The sequence below is a fragment of the Pseudomonas sp. D4002 genome, from assembly GCF_013385665.1.
GTDB lineage: Bacteria > Pseudomonadota > Gammaproteobacteria > Pseudomonadales > Pseudomonadaceae > Aquipseudomonas.
This window is the reverse complement of the sequence record NZ_JACAPN010000051.1, coordinates 1-17,626: the sequence shown is the minus strand read 5'-3', so window position 1 is coordinate 17,626 and position 17,626 is coordinate 1. Positions and strand designations below refer to the sequence as shown.

Genomic DNA, 17,626 nt, shown 5'->3' with positions numbered 1-17,626 from the left:
ACCGAGTGGTGGGGCAAAGACCTTTTGGTTACTTTTGGCTGGGCCGGCATTCCGGGCGTTTGCCAAAAGTGAGCCGCTGTAAGAGCGGAACCATAGGCGGCCGTTACCGCAGCAACGGATATGCACACCCCCACCATTTACGACCCATCCAAACCAAAAGCGACCCCCTCCGTTGACGCCCCACCCCAAACCCCTATTAAGTACTATTAATCCGCATTAATAGGATCAATCAAACACCATGCTAAGCCGCCCGCTGCGCCGCAAACGCCAGAAGCTCTCCGACGTGATCGTCGAGTCGGTCAAACGCTCCATCGTCACCGACGCCCTGAAGCCCGGCGACCGCTTGCCCACCGAACGCGAACTGATGGAAAGCTTCCAGTGCTCCAAAGGCTCCGCCCGCGAAGCCCTCAAGGCGCTGGAAGTCGAAGGCCTGGTCAACACCCGCACCGGCCCGAGCGGCGGCGCCTATCTCAACCAGGCCGGCACCGAACCCGCCAGCCGCGCCCTGCGCAACTACCTGCACTTCCAGCACCTGGACGGCCAACAGGTCTACCAGCTGCGCAAAGTCATCGAAGTCGAACTCGCCGTCTCGGTCCTGGGCCGCCTGAGCGAAGACGACTACCGCGCCCTCCAGGACAACGTCGATTTCTGCAGCGCCCCCGAAGACAGCGAAGCCGGCCAACGCGAACAACGCATCGCCGAACTCGAATTCCACAACCTGCTGGCCAAGGCCTGCCCCAACCCGCTGCTGAGCTTCATGGCGCAATTCCTCAACGACCTGCTGCGTGACCTGGTCGTGCTGAAAAAAGCCTACAAACCCAAGCGCAAGCAATTCGACGCCGCCAACCTCGACTACCACAAACAACTGCTGATCGCCTTCCGGGCCGAAGACGAAGCCACCGTACGCAGCCTGATGCACGAACACATGTGCGACGCCGAACACCACATGACCGCCCTTGAAGGTGAAGTCAGCCCGCACTTTCTGCTGGAGTTCGACCACAACCACTAAGCCGCACCCTCCACCAATAAAAGGCCTGCCCACAGGCCGTGCTCCACCGTATCGCCATTGCCACTCCTGCCAATAACTAATCCAGGGAGTCACCCCATGCAGCGTCGTACGTTGTTGAAAGCCAGTCTCACCGCAGCCGCCGCCCTCAGTCTCCCGCTGAGCGTGCGTTCTGCATTCGCCGCCGAGCCTTTTACCTTTTACGGCCTCAAGTCCATGTCTGGCGCCTTTGCCAGTTATGGCAAATTTGCCGACATGGGTTCACGCCTCGCGGTGGAACAGCATCCCGAGTTACTCGGCCGCCCGCTGGTCTACAAAGTGATCGACACCGAAGGCAACGCCGGCAAGGCCGTGCGTAAAGTCCAGGAAGCGATCCAGCAGGACGGCGCACGCTTTTTCCAGGGCTGTACCCTGTCGTCTTCGGCACTCGCGGTGGCCAAGGAAGTGAGCAAGGCCGGTGGCGTGTTCATGACCCCGGTGGGCGCCGATGAAGTCACCGGCAAGGACTGCAACAGCGCCACGTTCCGCTGGTCGGTGCCGACCTACGGCGCGATCCGCGAGACCCTCGTGCCGCTGATCAAGCTGCTGCCCGACGCCAAGCGCTGGTACACCATCACCCCGCAATACGTGTTCGGCGAAGCCCTGCTCGAAGGCGCCAAATCGGTGCTGGCCGAGCATGGCCTGGAACACGCCGGCAACAGCTACCACTCGCTGCAGGAGCAGGAGTTCTCCGGCTACCTGACCAATGCCATCGCCGCCAAACCCGACGTGCTGGTGCTGCTGAACTTCGGCAGCCAGTCGTCCAACACCCTGCGTCAGGCGGTGAACTTCGGTATCAAGGAGCGCATGAAAGTGTTGCTGGTGTGGTCCGCCGGCCTCGACCAGTTCCAGGAGCTGGGCAGTGACGTACTGGAAGGTGTGTACCTCGGCGCTCAGTACTGGCATCAGGTCGACACCCCGCTCAACCGTGACCTGGTGAAACTCACCAAGGCCAAATACGGCATCAACCCCACTTACCCGCTGGCCGCCGACTACATCAGCACCAAGGTCATGCTCGAAACCATCATCTCCACCGGCAGTTTCGACGGGCCGACCGTGGCCAAGGCCATGCAGGGCCTGAGCTACGAAGGCCCCACCGGCAAGGAGTCGATCCGCGCCGGCGACCATCAGGTGATCAAGGACTACTACCTGCTGGTGGGCAAGGCCGCAGGCGACATGGCCGACAAGGACGATCTGGCCAAGGTGCTCAGCTCCGGCCAGTCGTTCCCGCCGGTGGAAGCCACGGGCTGCGTGCTCGGCTGATCCGCTGAAAATCTACTGGTGACACAGCGCAGGGCCGCTCATGCGGCCACCTGCCGAGGGTTCCTGCATGCTTAATCTTTACCTGTTCCAGATTCTCAACGGCCTGGGCCTTGGGATGATCTACTTCCTGATCGCGGTCGGCTTGACGATCATTTTCGGCCTGCTGAACTTCGTCAACTTCGCCCACGGTGCGTTCTTTTTGCTGGGCGCCTACATCTGCTACACCGCCGTCAGCCTCACCGGCAGCTTCTGGATGGCACTGCTGATCGCGCCGCTGGTGGTGGCCGCGCTGGCCTGGGTGATCGAGCGATTATTGATCCAGCGGATTTATCACTTGCCGCACATGTTCCAGATTCTGGTGACCCTGGGGATTGCCCTGATCATCCAGGAAGCCAGCGTGATGATCTGGGGCCCGGTGGGCAAGAGTGTCGCCGTACCGGAATTGCTGCGCGGGGTGCTGGTGGTGGGCGATTTTGTCTACCCCTACTACCGCCTGTTCCTGATCGTGTTCTCCGGCCTCGTTGGCCTTGGCCTGTGGCTGCTGCTGGAACGCACGCGCTTCGGCGCCCTGGTGCGGGCCGGCAGTGAAAGCACGGAAACCGTGTCCCTGCTGGGCACCAACATTTTCCGCCTGTTCTCCATGACCTTCGCCCTCGGCGTGGCCCTCGCCGGTGTGGCCGGTGTGCTGTTCGCCCCGTTGCGCGGCGCCCAGCCCTTTGTCGGCCCGGAAATCCTCGGCGTGGCGTTCGTGGTGGTGGTGATCGGCGGCATGGGTTCCTTCAGCGGTGCACTGGTGGGCGGCCTGCTGGTCGGCGTGGTGCAAAGCCTGATGACCACACTCTGGCCCCAGGGCGCGAGCCTGATGATCTACGGCGCAATGGCCGTGGTGATCCTGGTGCGTCCTTACGGCCTATTCGGGAGAGCCTGACATGAGCGAGAAAAATCCCTTGCCGTTCGCCAAGACCCAGTCGCGCTACATGCTGCTGTTGGTGCTCGTGGTGTTGATCGGCCTGCCGTTGATTCTGCCCTCGGCGACCCTGGCCACCGAGATCCTGATCTTTGCCATGGCCGCCCTCGCCTGCAACCTGCTGCTGGGTTACACCGGGCTGCTGTCGTTCGGCCAAGGCATCTTCTTCGGGGCCGGCGCCTACTGCGCGGCGCTGTTGATGATTCACCTGCAACTGGGGCTGTTCAGCGCACTGCTGGGTGCCGCCGTCGCCGGTGGTTTCCTGGCTTTCCTGGTGGGCGCCCTGGCGATCCGTCGCACCGGCATTTACTTCGTGATGCTGACCCTAGCCTTCAGCCAGATGGCCTACTTCGTCGCCTACACCCTGAGCGACTGGACCGGCGGCGACAACGGCCTGCTCAGCGTGCCGCGCCCGGAAATCCGCATCGGTGACACCGTGCTGCTGTCGCTGACCGACGCCCGCGCGTTCTACGGGTTTGTCGCGGTGCTGTTCCTGCTGATCTTCATCGGCGCCCGCCGGGTGATCGCCTCGCCCTTCGGCAGCACGCTGATGGCGATTCGCGAAAACGAAACCCGCGCTTCGGCCATCGGCTATGACACCCGCCACTTCAAGATCCTGGTGTTCGTGTTGTCCGGCGCCGTCACCGGGATTGCCGGGGCGCTGTACGCGATGCTGCTGCACTTTGTGCCGCTGTCGAACATCGACCTGGCGATGTCCGAAAACATCCTGATCATGACCATCGTCGGCGGCACCGGCTCGCTGTTCGGCTCGTTGCTGGGCGCCGGTTCCATCGTGCTGCTGGGGGACTTCCTTTCCGATCTGTGGCCGCGCTGGCTGATGCTGCTGGGGGTGATCCTGATCCTGGTGGTGATCTTCATGCGCGGCGGTTTGTGGGGCGGTCTGTCGACCCTGTTCGACCGTGTGCGCGGCAGCCGCAAGGCCGACGTTGTGACCAAGGAGAAGCTGTCATGAGCATCCTGCTGGAAACCAAGAACCTGGAACTGGCCTACGGTGCGTTCCACGCGGTGAACGGCGTCAACCTCAAGGTGGAAGCCGGCACCATCCACACCATCATCGGCCCGAACGGCGCGGGCAAGACCAGCCTGTTCCACTGCCTGACCGGCGAACGCCAGGCCACCGCCGGAGCAATTCATTTCGACGGCAAGAACCTGATGCGCAAACCGGCCCACGGCCGCGTCGGCCTGGGCATGGCGCGCTCGTTCCAGCTCACCAGCCTGTTCCAGAACCTCAGCGTGCGCGAAAACCTGCGCCTGGCCGCCCAGGGCCGCGACGGAGCCCGCGCCCTGAACTTCTGGCGCCGGGTCGACAGCAAGCGCGAACACCTGGAAATGGCCGACCAGGTGCTGGAACGCCTGCAACTCACCGCCCGCGCCGACACCCTGGCCGGCGAGTTGTCCCACGGCCAGCAGCGGGTGCTGGAAGTCGGCATGTCGATCTGCTCCAGACCCAAGCTGCTGATGCTCGATGAACCCACCTCGGGCATGGGCATCGACGACATCCCGATCATGACCCAACTGATCAGCGACCTCGGCCGCGACCATACGGTGCTGTTGATCGAGCACAACATGAGCATCGTCATGTCCATCAGCCAACGCATTACCGTGATGAGCCACGGCCAGATCCTGGTGGAAGGCACACCGGAATTCGTGCGCGCCGACGAGCGCGTGCGCACCGCCTACCTGGGAGAAGCCGCCTGATGCTGACCGTCGACAATATCCATTCCTACTACGACAAGAGCCACGTCCTTGAAGGCGTGTCCCTGACCGTCAACCCTGGCGAACTGGTGACCCTGCTGGGGCGCAACGGTGCCGGCAAGACCACCACCCTGCGCAGCATCCTCGGGATTATCTGCCCGCGCCAGGGCCAGATTCACTTCAACGGCCAGCCGCTGGTGGGGCAGAAAATCTTCGAAATCGCCCGCCAGGGCCTGGCGCTGGTGCCGGAGAACCGCGGGATTTTCCGCCTGCTCACGGTGGAGGAAAACCTGCGCATTGCCGTGCGCAAGACCAGCCGCTGGCAGATGGAAGACGTGTACGGCATGTTCCCGCGCCTCAAGGAGCGCCGCAAAAACGCCGGCCACGCGCTGTCCGGCGGTGAGCAACAGATGCTCGCCATCGCCCGCGCGCTGCTCAACGATCCCAAGCTGCTGATCCTCGATGAGCCCACCGAAGGCCTCGCGCCGGTGATCGTCGACGAGCTGGTGAAGATCCTGCGCAAGGTCAAGGAAGACGGCCTGCCGGTGCTGCTGGTGGAACAGAACCTGATGGTCTGCGACAAGCTCGCCGACCGCCATTACGTCCTCGAACAGGGCCGCGTGGTGTACGAAGGCAGTGCCGAAGCCTTCCGCGCCGACCCGACGATCAAGAACCGTTACCTGGCCCTGAGTGCCTGACCGGAGACTGCTGATGAATAGTTTTGCGCAACCGCTCCAGAGCAACGCCCCGCTGATCAACCGCGAGCGCCTGTGGCAATCGCTGATGGACCTCGCCCGCCTCGGCGCCACACCCAAGGGCGGCGTGTGCCGCCTGGCCCTTACCGACCTCGACCGCCAGGCCCGCGACCTGTTCGTGCAATGGTGCGAAGCCGCCGGATGCAGCGTCAGCGTCGACGCCATCGGCAATATCTTTGCCCGCCGTGCCGGGCGTAATCCGGCACTGGCGCCGGTGATGACCGGCAGCCATATCGACACCCAGCCTACCGGCGGCAAATTCGACGGTTGCTACGGCGTGATGGCTGGACTGGAGGTGATCCGCACCCTCAATGATTTGAACATCGAGACCGAAGCGCCGATTGAAGTGGTGGTGTGGACCAACGAAGAAGGCTCGCGATTCCCGCCGTGCATGATGGGTTCCGGGGTGTTCGCCGGTAAGTTCGACCTGCAGGAAACCCTCGACAAACAGGACGAGCAAGGGCTGTCGGTGGGCGCTGAATTGCAGCGCATCGGCTATGCCGGTTCCCGCGCCGTGCTGGGCCATCCGGTGGGCGCCTATTTCGAGGCGCATATCGAGCAGGGTCCGGTGCTGGAAGACCAGGCCACCACCATCGGCGTGGTCATGGGCTGCCTGGGCCAGAAGTGGTTCGACCTGACGCTCACTGGCGTCGAAGCCCACGCGGGCCCGACGCCAATGCACCTGCGCAAGGACGCACTGGTAGGCGCGGCGCAAGTGGTCAGCGCGGTGAATCGCATCGCCCACGAACAACAACCCCACGCCTGCGGCACCGTCGGTTGCCTGAGCCTGCATCCCGGCTCACGCAACGTGATTCCCGGCCAGGTGCACATGACCATCGACCTGCGCCACCTGCACGCCGACAAGCTGCAAGCGATGGTCGACGAAGTGCGCCAGGTGATCGAAGCCACCGCCGAGCAACACGGCTTGAGCTTTGAGCTGACACCCACTGCCGACTTCCCGCCACTGGACTTCAACCCTGCCTGTGTCAACGCCGTGCGTGATGGCGCGAGCAGCCTGGGCCTGAGCCATATGGACATCGTCAGCGGCGCCGGGCATGACGCGATCTTCGTCGCCGAACTGGGCCCGGCCGGAATGATCTTTGTGCCGTGCGAAGGCGGCATCAGCCATAACGAAATCGAGAACGCCGCGCCGGATGACCTGGCGGCGGGCTGCGCGGTGTTGCTGCGGGCCATGGTCAACGCGGCGCAAGGAGGTAAAGCGGCATGACGGATATCGCCAACCTGACCGCAGTTGAGCTGCTGGCCCGCTATCGGGATAAAAGCCTGTCGCCGGTGGAGGTCACCGAAGACGCATTGCTGCGGATCGAACGCTACAACCCGGCGGTCAACGCCTACTGCCACGTCGACCCGGAAGGCGCCTTGAAGGCGGCGCGGGATTCGGAACAGCGCTGGCTCAAGGGCCAGCCGTGCGGGGCCCTGGACGGGGTGCCCTCCTCCATCAAGGACCTGACGCAGACCATCGGCATGCCGACGCGCAAGGGTTCGCGTACCACATCCGCCGAGGGTCGATGGGATGTGGATGCGCCCTTCTCGGCCTTCATGCGCAAGGCCGGCGCGGTATTGCTGGGCAAGACCACCACACCGGAATTCGGCTGGAAAGGCGTCACCGATAACCCGCTGTATGGCATTACCCGCAACCCGTGGGACACGCGCATGACGGCGGGCGGTTCGTCCGGTGGTGCCGGTGCGGCGGCAGCCCTGAACCTTGGCGTACTGCACCAGGGCAGCGATGCCGGCGGCTCGATCCGGATCCCCTGTGCCTTCACCGGCACCTTCGGCATCAAGCCGACCTTCGGTTATGTGCCGCAATGGCCGGCCAGTTCGATGACGATTCTGTCGCACCTGGGGCCGATGACCCGCACCGTGGAAGACTCGGTGCTGATGCTGCAAACCATCGCCCAGCCGGATGCGCGGGATGGTTTGATCGGCGCGCCCCGGACCACGCCATGGTTGCACGCCGGGGCTGATTTGAAGGGGCTGCGTATCGCCTATAGCCCGAACTTCGGTTATGTCGACGTGGACCCGCAAGTGGCCAGGGTGGTCGCCCAGGCGATAGAAGGCCTGGTGCAGCTGGGCGCGCAGGTTGAACAGATTGATCCGGGGTTCAGTGATCCGCTGGAGGTGTTCAATACTTTATGGTTTGCCGGTGCAGCACGCCTGGCCGGGCCGTTGAGCGATGCGCAGCGGCAATTGATGGACCCGGGGTTGCTGCGCATTGCCCGACTGGGCGAGCAGATCAGCCTCAGCGATTACAGCGCTGCGCTGGAAGCACGGGCAGCGCTCGTGGCGCGCATGGCGGCATTCCATGAGCATTACGATGTGCTGGTTTCGCCGATGATGCCGATCACCGCGTTCGAGGCCGGGCACAATGTGCCGCCGGGTTCGGGACTAGGGGAATGGATGGAGTGGACGCCATTTACCTATCCCTTCAACCTGACCCAGCAACCGGCGGCGTCGGTGCCGTGCGGGTTGGCGGCCAATGGGTTGCCGGTGGGGCTGCATGTGGTGGGGGCGCGGTTTGCGGATGAGCAGGTGCTGAGAGTTTGCCAGGCGTATGCCAAGGCTTTTCCAACCGAGCACCTGCAAGCCCCCAAAACCCCAACTTGAAATGCAATCAAACTGTGGGAGCGGGCTTGCTCGCGAAGGCGGTGTGTCAGTCACCGGATATCTTGACTGACACACCGCCTTCGCGAGCAAGCCCGCTCCCACATTTTTGTCCGTATTCCAATCATCAGCCCCTACAATGCCTCCTATCATCCAAGGGGGTTTCATGGACATCGAACTGGCACGCACCTTCCTCGAAATCACCCGCTGCGGCAGCCTCGCCGCGGCGGCCGAGAAACTGCACGTCACCCAGACGGCAATCACCGCCCGGGTCAAAAACCTCGAAAGCCAGCTCAACAGTACCCTGTTCGTGCGCAACCGCGCCGGTGCCCGCCTGACCCCGGACGGCGAGGCGTTCGTGGTCTACGCCAACCAGCTTGTCCAGACCTGGGAAGCCGCACGCCGCGACCTGCCATTACCCGATGGCTACCGCAACGTGCTGCACATCGGTGGCGAAGTCAGCCTGTGCAACCCGCTGATGCTCGGCTGGGCCCAGGCCTTGCGGGAACACATTCCCGGCCATGCCCTGCGCACCGAGATTCGCGAAGGCGAGTACCTGTTGCGCCAGCTGGAACTGGGGGTGCTGGACGCCGCGCTGGTGTTCCAGCCGCAATACTGGCCGGGGTTGCAGGTGGAGCAGGTGCTGGAAGAAAAACTGATCCTGGTGCAACTGGCCGCCCGGCCCGAGCCCTACGTGTATATCGACTGGGGCCAGGGCTTTCGCCAGCAGCACGACGCCGCACTGCCGGACAAGGCCCGCGCAGCCCTGAGTTTCAATCTGGGGCCACTGGCGTTGCAGTACATCCTGGAAAACGGCGGTGCCGGGTATTTCCGCACGCGGGTCGTACAGAGCTACCTCGACAGCGGTGTGATGGAACGGGTGCCCAAGGCGCCGGAGTTCAGCTTCCCGACGTACCTGGTGTATTCCCGCGAGCGCGACTCGGCGGTTTTGCAGCAGGCACTGGCCTTGCTGCGGGCGGTGGTGGAGGCCGAAAAGGATTGGTCGCAGCGCTGGGATCCGGTGATTTGAAGCCGTGCCCATGGTAGCCTCAGGTTGTTTTCTCCTGGTTCCCCCCTGCCGATGAACAAGAAAAAGTCCGTCACCATCAGCGACATCGCCAAACGGGTCAACATGACCACCATCACGGTGTCCCGGGCGCTGAGCAAACCCGACCTGGTCAAGCCCGCCACCCTGGCGCGGATTCTCGAAGTGGCGCGGGAGCTGGACTATGTGCCCAACGCCTTTGCCCGCGGGCTCAAGCGCAGTGAAAGCCTGATCATCGGCGTGATCACCGCTTCGGTCGACAACCCCTTCTACAGCGAGATGATCAAGGCGATTTCCCGCGAGGCGAAAAAGCACGGCTACACCATCATGCTGGTGGATACCGACGAACTGGAAGAACTGGAAAGCAAGGCAGTCGACACACTGCTGGGCTACCGCGTGGCGGGGATCATCCTGTCGCCGGTCTCCGACGAGCCCAGCTACCAGCCGGACTATCTGGAGCGCCTGGGTAACGGCAAGACGCCGGTGGTGCTGCTCGATCGCACGATCCACGACAGCCCGTTCAGCCGCGTGGTGCTGGACAACTATCACAGCGGCATCGAGGCGGCGCAGTACCTGGTGCGGCAAACCCCGAACCTCAAGCGCCTGCTGGTGCTGACCGGGCCCGAGCATTCGCGCATCACCATGGAACGCCTCAAGGGCCTGAAAGAAGTGCTGGCCGAGCATCCTCAGGTGCACGTTGAAGTGTGTGCCGGCGACTACACGCTGATGCCCTCCTACCTGCACACCCTCGACTATCTGGCCGAGCACTCGGCGCCGGACGCGATCATGGGCTTCAACCAGTTGATCACCCTGGGCGCGCTGCGTGCGCTGCGCATGCACAACATCCCCCACGACAGCCTGACCATCTGCGGCATCGACCGCCTGCCCTTTGCCGATATCTTCGGCGTGCCGATTGCCTGCGTGGCCCACGACGCGTCACTGGCCGGCAGCAGCGCGGTGCGGCTGCTGCTGGACCGTCTCGAAGACCCGCACAAACCGCGGGACAAGGTGGTGATCGCCGGCAAGCTGGAGAACGGCTAGCGGCTGGTGTAGCCGCCGTCGATCGGCAGGCTGACGCCGCTGATCATGCTGGCGGCATCGCTCAGCAGGAACAACACCGGCAGGGCCACTTCCGCCGTTTCGGCAAATCGCCCCAGGGGAATCGCCGCCAATGCCGGGTCGCGCTTGGCGGGCGCCGACCAGGCCATCTGTGCCATGGGCGTGAGGGTGACGGTGGGGTTGACGCTGTTGACGCGAATTCCGAAGCGGCCCCATTCGGCGCATTGCACGCGGGTGATGGCGTCCAGTGCGGCCTTGGAGGCGCAGTAGCCGAGGTGATCGTCCAGGGCTACCAGTGAGGCCTGGCTTGAGACGTTGACGATGCTGCCGGGAATCTTCGCTTCAATCATCGCCGCAGCGATACGGCTGGCGACCTGGGCCGCGGCGCGGGCGTTGACGTTCATCACCTGGTCGAAGGCTTCGGCGCTGATGGCCGCGGCGGGTTCCAGGCGGGAAATGCCGGCGCAGTTGACCAGTCCATGCATCGGCGGCAGGCCTTGCAGGGCCAGGTCCAGGGCGGCGCTGTTGGCGATGTCCAGGCACAGGGTTTCGCAACCGAGTTGGGCCAGGGCCTGAGCGTCGCGGCCCAGGGCGAAAACCTGGGCGCCGCTGGCGATCAGTTGGAGGGCAATTTCCCGGCCGATGCCGCTGCTGGCGCCGGTGACGAGGATGCGCTGCTTGGTGAAGTCAAAAATAGCGTTCATGGTTCACGATCTCTAAAACGATGGAGATCCCATGTGGGAGCGGGCTTGCTCGCGAATGCGGTGGGTCAGGCAATAAATCCGGCACTGATACACCGTATTCGCGAGCAAGCCCGCTCCCACATTTGGATCAGTGTTCGCTTAATTCAATTGCAAGCTGTGCATCACCGGTTTCAAGGCCGGATACAGCTCCAGATAGCGGGCAAACGCCCGGTCATACACCCCGACATTCCCCGCCTCCGGCTCCGCCCGCAGCTCCAACTGCACCCAACCTTTCTCCATCTCCCGATCATCCACCAACCCCACCGCATGGGCCGCCAGCAACGCCGCACCCAGCGCTGCCTCCACCTCTTGCACGATGGTGTAGACCGGGTAGTGGGTGATGTCCGCAATAATCTGCATCCACAAATCCGAGTGGCTCGCTCCGCCCACCACAATCAGCCGTGGATCAAGGGAATGCGCCCCACGGGTGCCCGCTTCGATATTGTGCCGCAGGGCAAAACTCACCCCTTCGAGCACTGCGCGGTACAGGTGGATCCGGCTGTGATAGAGGTTCAGCCCGACAAAGCTGCCGCTGGCCCGGTCATCCCACACCGGGCTGCGTTCGCCCATGAGATACGGCAGGAACAACAGCCCTTCACTGCCCGCCGGGATCTTCGCGGCGCTCTGCTCCAGCAGCCACAAACTGTCCTGGCCCGTCTCTTTCGCCTGCTGCTCCTCCGCCTGGCAGAACTGTTCGCGAAACCAGCTCACCGACGCCCCGGCGGTGATCGCACCACCGAAGATGTACAGGTCCTGATGGCCGTTATAGACGTGGGGCATGCTCACCAGGCCATGGCGCGCATCCACCTGCTGATTGAGATAACCCCAGCACATGCTGGTGCCGATCATCGCCACGTGATTGCCCGGCCGCGTCACCCCGGCCGCCAATGTGGCCATGGCCGCATCCACGCCCCCGGCCAGGATCGGCGTACCGGCCTGCAAGCCCAACCGCCGGGCCCATTCCTCCAGCAAACCACCGACCACTTCACCGGAATACAGCAAACGCTCCGGCATCATCGCCAACGGAATCCCAAGCGCCGCCAGCATCTCGGCCGACCAGCCGCGCCGGGCCACATCGTAGACGCCACCGATATTGCCGGCGCTGCTGTGGTCCACCGCCAACTCACCGGTCAGGCACCAGTTGATGTAGCTGTTGGGCGGCAGCAGGTAGCGGGTGTTGGCCCACACCTGCGGCTGGTGCTGCTTGAGCCAGAGCATCTTGGTGAAACCGTAGTAGCTGTCCACCGAGTTGCCGGTGACCGCAAACAGCCGCTCCAGCTCCACATGCTCGCGCACCCACTCCACCTGCTCGCCCGCGCGCCGGTCCATCCAGATCAGGCACGGGTGCAGCGGCGTGATCTGCGCGTCCACGGCAATCCCCGAGCCGCCGTACAGGCTGCTGATGCACAGCGCCTTGACCTGCTCTTTTGCCACGCCGGCCTTCGCCATGCACTGGGCGACGCAGGCCTCCACCGCATCCAGCCAGACCTGCGGCCACTGCTCGGCCCAGCGCACTTTCGGGGTATCCACGCGATACCCCTGGCTGTGCTGGGCGATGATCAGGCCGTCCGCATCCACCAGCAGCGCCTTGGTGCTTTGCGTGCCGATGTCCACACCCATTACGTAGTTCATGTCAGAGCACCGGCTTCAGCAGCACCTTGATCGACTTGGTCGAGTTGGCCAGCTCAAACGCTTCGGCCCAGCTGTCCAGCCCGAAGTCATGGGTCACGATGCCCTTGGACGTCACCAGGCCACGCTCGAACAAGTCGATGGCCACCGGGTAGCAATACGGCCCCAGGTGCGCACCGCGTACGTCCAGCTCCTTGCGGTCGCCGATGATCGACCAGTCGGCGCTGGTCTCGGCGCCAAACACGCTGAACTCGACAAACCGGCCGAGCTTGCGGATCAAGTCCAGGCCCTGGGTAACGCCCGCCGGTACGCCGGTGGTTTCGATGTACACGTCGCAGCCGTAGTTGTCGGTCAGGCTGTTGATGATCTCCCGGGCGTTGTCCCGGGACGGGTTGATCACCACGTCGGCACCGTACTGCTTCGCCAGTTCCAGGCGCTCGTCGACCATGTCGATCACCACCAGTTTCTTCGGCGTTTTCAGGGCGGCCACTTGCACCATGCACAGGCCCAGGGTGCCGGCACCGGCGATCACCAGCACGTCATCCAGCTGGATCTCACCGCGGTTGACGGTGTGAATCGCGCAGGACATCGGCTCGATCAGCGCCGAATCTTCCAGGGACACCGACTCCGGAATCTTGTGCACAATGGCGGTCTTCGGGATGCGCATATACTGAGCCATGCCGCCTTCGGCCACTTCACGCTGGAAGCCGAAGATGTTGTGCACCTCGCACATCCAGTACTTGCCGGACTTGCAGAAACGGCACTTGCCACATGGCACGATCTGCTCGGCGATCACCTTGTCGCCGACCTTCACCTCAAAGTGCTCCTCGGCGCCCTCGCCCGCTTCCACCACGTAGCCAAAGAACTCGTGCCCCGGCACCACCGGGGCCTTGACCCACGGGTTATCGCCGCCCCAGAACATCGCGGCGCCCGAGTGGCATTTGCAGTCACTGGCGCAGATGCCGCAGGCGGCGATGCGAATCACCAGTTCATTGACCCGCGCCTGGGGTTTGCTGATGCGTTCCAGGCGGTAGTCTTTCGGGCCGTGGCAGACGACGGCTTGCATTTGGTTGTGCTTTTCCATGATGTGCGGACCTTTCTTGAGCATGAGAGAACCCATCGCGGCCACCATGGCCGCGTGGAGATAACCGGTTTACTTGTGGCGCTGACGGCTGATGAAGATCGCCAGCAAAATGATCCCGCCCTTGATCACGCTCTGGACATAGGGCGAGACCCCGAGCATGTTCAAGCCGTTGTTCAACACCCCCAGCAGCATGGCGCCGAGCAAGGTGCCGACGATTACCCCGCGCCCACCGGCAATCGAGGCGCCGCCCAGGACCACCGCGGCAATCGCGTCGAGTTCGAACGACACCCCGGCATTCGGCTGGCCGCTCATCAAGCGTGAGGTCAGCACCAGCCCGGCAATCGCGGCGGTCAAACCGCTGATGCCATACACCAGCAATTTGAAGCGCGCCGCCCGCACGCCGGACAGGCGCACCGCTTCCTCGTTGCCGCCGATCGCGTAGATATAGCGGCCGATGCGGGTGTGTTGCAGCAGCACATAGGCCGCCAGGTACGTCACCAACATGATCAGGATCGGCACCGAAATGCCGAACAGGCTTTCGCGGCCAAAGAAGCCGAACCACTCCGGCAAACCGGAAATCGGGTAGCCATCGGTGTACATCAGGCCGAACCCGCGGGCGATGCCCATGGTCGCCAGGGTGACGATGATCGGCGGCATGTGCAGGTAGGCGACGAACAGGCCATTGCCGATGCCGAACGCCACGCCGACCAGCATCCCGGCGCCAATTGCCAGGCCCGGCGGCAAGCCTGCGACCATCAAGCCGGCGGTCAAGGTGCCGGACAACGCCATCACCGGCCCCACCGACAAATCGATGCCGCCGGTGAGAATCACGCAGGTCATGCCCACCGCGATAATCGCGTTGATCGACACCTGGCGCGCGATGTTCGACAGGTTGTTGGCCGTCAGGAAGTTATCGCTGGCGAAGATCATCACCAACGTCACCACCAGCAGCCCGACAAAGGGATAAAACGCCGGTGAGCGGATCAACCGCGCCAGGTTCAGGCGCAGCCGGCCAGGCCCCACGGCATTAATGGACGTATTCACTTGAGCCCCCTGTTGCATGGCGCATGACCTCTTGAGGATTGACGGCAGACGCTTCCAGTACCTTGACGATGGCGCCCTTGTGGAACACCGCGACGCGGTCGCACATGCCGATGACTTCCGGCAGTTCCGAGGAAATCATGATGATTGCGTAGCCCTGTTCGGTGAGGCTGCGCATCAGTGCGTAGATCTGTGCCTTGGCACCGACGTCGATGCCACGGGTGGGTTCGTCGAACACCAGCACGTCGCAGTGATGGTTGATCCAGCGGGCAATCACGACTTTCTGCTGGTTGCCGCCGCTGAGGTTGAACACCCGGCTCTCGCCGCTGGGGGCCTTGATCGACAGCTGGCGCATCAGCGCTTCAACGCTGGCGCATTCCTTGTCCTTGTCGATCAGGCCGCTGGCGTTCTGGTATTTGGGCAGGTTGTTGAGCGAGATGTTTTCGCGAATGCTGAAATCGGTGATCAGCCCTTCGGTCTTGCGGCTTTCCGGCAGCAGGCCGATGCCATGGGCCAAGGCCTGGGCCGGGTCGTCGAGGGTGATTTGTTCACCCCGCAGCCACACGTCTTTGCTCACCGACGGCAGCGCGCCTATCATGCCCAGCGCCAATTCGGTACGCCCGGAACCCACCAGGCCGGCAAAGCCGAGAATCTCGCCCTTGTGCAATTCAAAGTGGTTATGGGGGCCGTTGCGCACCAACTGGATGTCCTTGACCTCCAGCAGCAGCGGCCCGCGTGCGGCGGTGGGCTTGGGCGGAAAACTGCACTCCAGGCGCCGCCCGACCATCATTTCCACCAGGCGGTCGATATCGCTGTCGGCCACATCGGTGACGCCCACATTGCCGCCGTCGCGCAGCACGCTGATGCGGTCGCAGACCTGGAAAATTTCCTCCAGGTGGTGGGAGATAAAAATCACCGCCACACCCTGGCGCTTGAGTTCACGCATGATTTCGAACAGCAGCTCGGCTTCGCTCGGCGTGAGGGTGGCGGTGGGTTCGTCGAGCACCAGCAGCCGCGCGTCCAGGGCCAGCGCCTTGGCGATCTCGACGAATTGCTGCTCGGCCACGCTCAGGTGCCTGACCGCGCATTGCAGGTCAATACTGACACCGAGGCGCTTGAACAACGCCTCGCTCGCCTCGACCATTTCGCGCTTGCGCAACAGGCCAAAACGGTTGCTCAGCTCATGGCCGAGGAAAATATTTTCCACCGCCGTGAGGTAGGGAATCAGGCTGAATTCCTGGAACACAATGCCGATGCCGGCGGCAATCGCATCACGATACGTCGCGAACTGCCGAGCCTCGCCGTCGATCAGGATCTGCCCTTCGTCCTGGTGCTCGACCCCGCCAAGGATCTTCATCAAGGTCGATTTGCCTGCACCGTTTTCCCCGAGCAAGGCATGAATCTCGCCGCGCTGCACTTCCAGGTTAATCGCCTTGAGGGCTTGCACCCCCGGGTAGCGCTTACAGATATTTTCCAGCTTCAGAAGACTGCTCATACCGCCGACCTCATATTCAGATGGATGACCTGTGCCCCACGCCTGGCGTGGGGCCTGGGTGTTTTACCAACTGAAATCCTTGGCCTTGGCCTGGTCGATCAGGGTGATGTCCACCGGGATCGTGGCCGGTACTTGCGAGCCCCACTTCTTGGCCAGGGCGATGCCCAGGGCGAGGCGGATCTGGTCACGGGGGTATTGCGCGGAGGTGGCGATGAATTTGCTGCCGGGTTTCTGGATGGCCTTGATCGCTTCCGGTGCGCCGTCGACGCTCACCAGCTTGACATCCAGGCCACTGGCTTCGATGGCCGAGAGTGCGCCGAGGGAACCGTTGTCGTTGACGCTGAAAATGCCCTTGAGGGTGGGCTGGGCCTGCAGCATGTTTTCGGTGACGGTCAGCGCCTGGTCACGTTCCTGCTTGCCGTTCTGGATGCTCACGATCTTGATGTCCGGGTGCTTGGCCACGGCCTCCTTGCAACCGCGCACGCGCTCCAGGATCGGTACCACGGCGATGCCGTCGAGGATGGCGATATTGCCCTTGTCGCCGATGTTCTTGGCCAGGTATTCGCAGGCCTGGAAGCCGGCGTCGAAGTTCTTCGAGCCGACGAAGGAGTCCAGTGGGCCTTCGGCCTGGGCGTCGACGGCGACCACGACTACGCCGGCGGCGTGGGCGGATTTGACGGCTGATTGCACGCCGACGGAATCGGTGGGGTTGATCAGCAGGATGTCGATGCCCTTTTGCAGCATGTCTTCGACGTCGCTGACCTGTTTGGACACGTCGTGGCGGGCGTCGGTGATGATCAACTGCGCACCGATGGTCGCCCCGGCTTCCTGCAGGGCGTCTTTCATGGTGACGAAGTAAGGGTTGTTGATTTCCTGGAAGGACGCGCCGATGCGGATGGGGGCGGGTTTGGTGTCGGCCAGTGCCAGGCCAGCGGTGCCAAGATTGATGCTCAGAGCCAACAAACACAGGGTTTTCGGAAGCATTTTCATGGTGGGGATCTCTGTTTTGTTTTTATTTTTAGAGCAAATGTTATCGTTAACATTTTGTAAGAAGCTAGCAAAGAAATTGGGGGGTCGCAAGGGGTGTTTGATCGGTGGTGGCGGGTGTGGTGGACATATCCGTTGCTGCGGTAACGGCCGCTTATGGTTCCGCTCTTAC

Annotated in this window: 16 protein-coding genes; 10 read left to right on the top strand and 6 right to left on the bottom strand. The window is 63.1% G+C overall.

The genetic code is table 11. The features are described from left to right. The first annotated feature begins 238 nt into the window (after positions 1-238). From HX824_RS30245 to HX824_RS30200, 10 genes are all read left to right on the top strand, one after another. Positions 239-1,009 carry a FadR/GntR family transcriptional regulator gene (locus HX824_RS30245; protein ID WP_008430577.1) on the top strand — a complete coding sequence of 257 codons (771 nt, stop codon included), beginning with the start codon at positions 239-241 and terminating at the stop codon, positions 1,007-1,009. A gap of 96 nt (positions 1,010-1,105) precedes the next feature. Beyond that, positions 1,106-2,308 carry an ABC transporter substrate-binding protein gene (locus tag HX824_RS30240; protein WP_003215749.1) on the top strand — a complete coding sequence of 401 codons (1,203 nt, stop codon included), beginning with the start codon at positions 1,106-1,108 and terminating at the stop codon, positions 2,306-2,308. A 67-nt stretch (positions 2,309-2,375) separates the two neighbouring features. After that, positions 2,376-3,236, top strand: coding sequence for a branched-chain amino acid ABC transporter permease (locus HX824_RS30235; protein WP_177055884.1), 861 nt, complete (start codon positions 2,376-2,378; stop codon positions 3,234-3,236). 1 nt (position 3,237) lies between these two features. Then, a complete protein-coding gene (locus HX824_RS30230; protein ID WP_087694650.1) occupies positions 3,238-4,248 on the top strand; it encodes a branched-chain amino acid ABC transporter permease in 1,011 nt (336 codons plus the stop codon). After that, positions 4,245-4,994 (top strand): ABC transporter ATP-binding protein, encoded by a 750-nt coding sequence (locus tag HX824_RS30225; RefSeq protein WP_003215756.1) that lies wholly within the window; start codon positions 4,245-4,247, stop codon positions 4,992-4,994. Before HX824_RS30230 ends, HX824_RS30225 begins: the two co-directional genes overlap by 4 nt. Further along, positions 4,994-5,689: an ABC transporter ATP-binding protein gene (locus HX824_RS30220; protein ID WP_008430585.1), complete on the top strand. Its 696-nt coding sequence runs from the start codon at positions 4,994-4,996 to the stop codon at positions 5,687-5,689. The genes HX824_RS30225 and HX824_RS30220 overlap by 1 nt, the downstream gene beginning before the upstream one ends. Positions 5,690-5,702: 13 nt before the next feature. Next, a complete protein-coding gene (locus tag HX824_RS30215) occupies positions 5,703-6,974 on the top strand; it encodes a Zn-dependent hydrolase (RefSeq protein ID WP_134326235.1) in 1,272 nt (423 codons plus the stop codon). Then, positions 6,971-8,374 carry an amidase gene (locus HX824_RS30210; protein WP_177055882.1) on the top strand — a complete coding sequence of 468 codons (1,404 nt, stop codon included), beginning with the start codon at positions 6,971-6,973 and terminating at the stop codon, positions 8,372-8,374. The genes HX824_RS30215 and HX824_RS30210 overlap by 4 nt, the downstream gene beginning before the upstream one ends. A 163-nt stretch (positions 8,375-8,537) precedes the next feature. Further along, a complete protein-coding gene (locus HX824_RS30205) occupies positions 8,538-9,401 on the top strand; it encodes a LysR family transcriptional regulator (RefSeq protein WP_003215763.1) in 864 nt (287 codons plus the stop codon). Positions 9,402-9,452: 51 nt separating this feature from the next. Further along, entirely contained in the window at positions 9,453-10,457 is a 1,005-nt protein-coding gene (locus HX824_RS30200) for a LacI family DNA-binding transcriptional regulator (protein WP_003215765.1), read from the top strand. On the opposite strand, the gene HX824_RS30195 is transcribed toward HX824_RS30200, so the two are convergent. From HX824_RS30195 to HX824_RS30170, 6 genes are all read right to left on the bottom strand, one after another. Continuing rightward, a complete protein-coding gene (locus tag HX824_RS30195; protein ID WP_003215767.1) occupies positions 10,454-11,179 on the bottom strand; it encodes an SDR family oxidoreductase in 726 nt (241 codons plus the stop codon). The two genes, HX824_RS30200 and HX824_RS30195, sit on opposite strands and share 4 nt — an antisense overlap. A gap of 138 nt (positions 11,180-11,317) precedes the next feature. After that, a complete protein-coding gene (locus HX824_RS30190; RefSeq protein ID WP_177055880.1) occupies positions 11,318-12,850 on the bottom strand; it encodes an FGGY-family carbohydrate kinase in 1,533 nt (510 codons plus the stop codon). Position 12,851: 1 nt separating this feature from the next. Continuing rightward, positions 12,852-13,931, bottom strand: a complete 1,080-nt coding sequence (locus tag HX824_RS30185) for an alcohol dehydrogenase catalytic domain-containing protein (protein ID WP_032898587.1) — start codon at positions 13,929-13,931, stop codon at positions 12,852-12,854. A 69-nt stretch (positions 13,932-14,000) separates the two neighbouring features. After that, positions 14,001-14,993 carry an ABC transporter permease gene (locus HX824_RS30180; protein WP_003215773.1) on the bottom strand — a complete coding sequence of 331 codons (993 nt, stop codon included), beginning with the start codon at positions 14,991-14,993 and terminating at the stop codon, positions 14,001-14,003. After that, entirely contained in the window at positions 14,959-16,467 is a 1,509-nt protein-coding gene (locus HX824_RS30175) for a sugar ABC transporter ATP-binding protein (RefSeq protein ID WP_177055878.1), read from the bottom strand. The genes HX824_RS30180 and HX824_RS30175 overlap by 35 nt, the downstream gene beginning before the upstream one ends. 63 nt (positions 16,468-16,530) lie before the next feature. Next, positions 16,531-17,457, bottom strand: a complete 927-nt coding sequence (locus tag HX824_RS30170; RefSeq protein WP_003215780.1) for a substrate-binding domain-containing protein — start codon at positions 17,455-17,457, stop codon at positions 16,531-16,533. Positions 17,458-17,626: the final 169 nt, after the last annotated feature.

Excerpts from the sequence above, each read along its gene's own strand:
- HX824_RS30210 (WP_177055882.1), top strand. The coding sequence starts at position 6,971 with ATGACGGATATCGCCAACCTGACCGCAGTTGAGCTGCTGGCCCGCTAT.
- HX824_RS30220 (WP_008430585.1), top strand. The coding sequence starts at position 4,994 with ATGCTGACCGTCGACAATATCCATTCCTACTACGACAAGAGCCACGTC.
- HX824_RS30225 (WP_003215756.1), top strand. The coding sequence starts at position 4,245 with ATGAGCATCCTGCTGGAAACCAAGAACCTGGAACTGGCCTACGGTGCG.
- HX824_RS30190 (WP_177055880.1), bottom strand. The coding sequence starts at position 12,850 with ATGAACTACGTAATGGGTGTGGACATCGGCACGCAAAGCACCAAGGCG.
- HX824_RS30215 (WP_134326235.1), top strand. The coding sequence starts at position 5,703 with ATGAATAGTTTTGCGCAACCGCTCCAGAGCAACGCCCCGCTGATCAAC.
- HX824_RS30245 (WP_008430577.1), top strand. The coding sequence starts at position 239 with ATGCTAAGCCGCCCGCTGCGCCGCAAACGCCAGAAGCTCTCCGACGTG.
- HX824_RS30240 (WP_003215749.1), top strand. The coding sequence starts at position 1,106 with ATGCAGCGTCGTACGTTGTTGAAAGCCAGTCTCACCGCAGCCGCCGCC.
- HX824_RS30180 (WP_003215773.1), bottom strand. The coding sequence starts at position 14,993 with ATGCAACAGGGGGCTCAAGTGAATACGTCCATTAATGCCGTGGGGCCT.
- HX824_RS30175 (WP_177055878.1), bottom strand. The coding sequence starts at position 16,467 with ATGAGCAGTCTTCTGAAGCTGGAAAATATCTGTAAGCGCTACCCGGGG.
- HX824_RS30185 (WP_032898587.1), bottom strand. The coding sequence starts at position 13,931 with ATGGAAAAGCACAACCAAATGCAAGCCGTCGTCTGCCACGGCCCGAAA.
- HX824_RS30205 (WP_003215763.1), top strand. The coding sequence starts at position 8,538 with ATGGACATCGAACTGGCACGCACCTTCCTCGAAATCACCCGCTGCGGC.
- HX824_RS30230 (WP_087694650.1), top strand. The coding sequence starts at position 3,238 with ATGAGCGAGAAAAATCCCTTGCCGTTCGCCAAGACCCAGTCGCGCTAC.
- HX824_RS30200 (WP_003215765.1), top strand. The coding sequence starts at position 9,453 with ATGAACAAGAAAAAGTCCGTCACCATCAGCGACATCGCCAAACGGGTC.
- HX824_RS30170 (WP_003215780.1), bottom strand. The coding sequence starts at position 17,457 with ATGAAAATGCTTCCGAAAACCCTGTGTTTGTTGGCTCTGAGCATCAAT.
- HX824_RS30235 (WP_177055884.1), top strand. The coding sequence starts at position 2,376 with ATGCTTAATCTTTACCTGTTCCAGATTCTCAACGGCCTGGGCCTTGGG.
- HX824_RS30195 (WP_003215767.1), bottom strand. The coding sequence starts at position 11,179 with ATGAACGCTATTTTTGACTTCACCAAGCAGCGCATCCTCGTCACCGGC.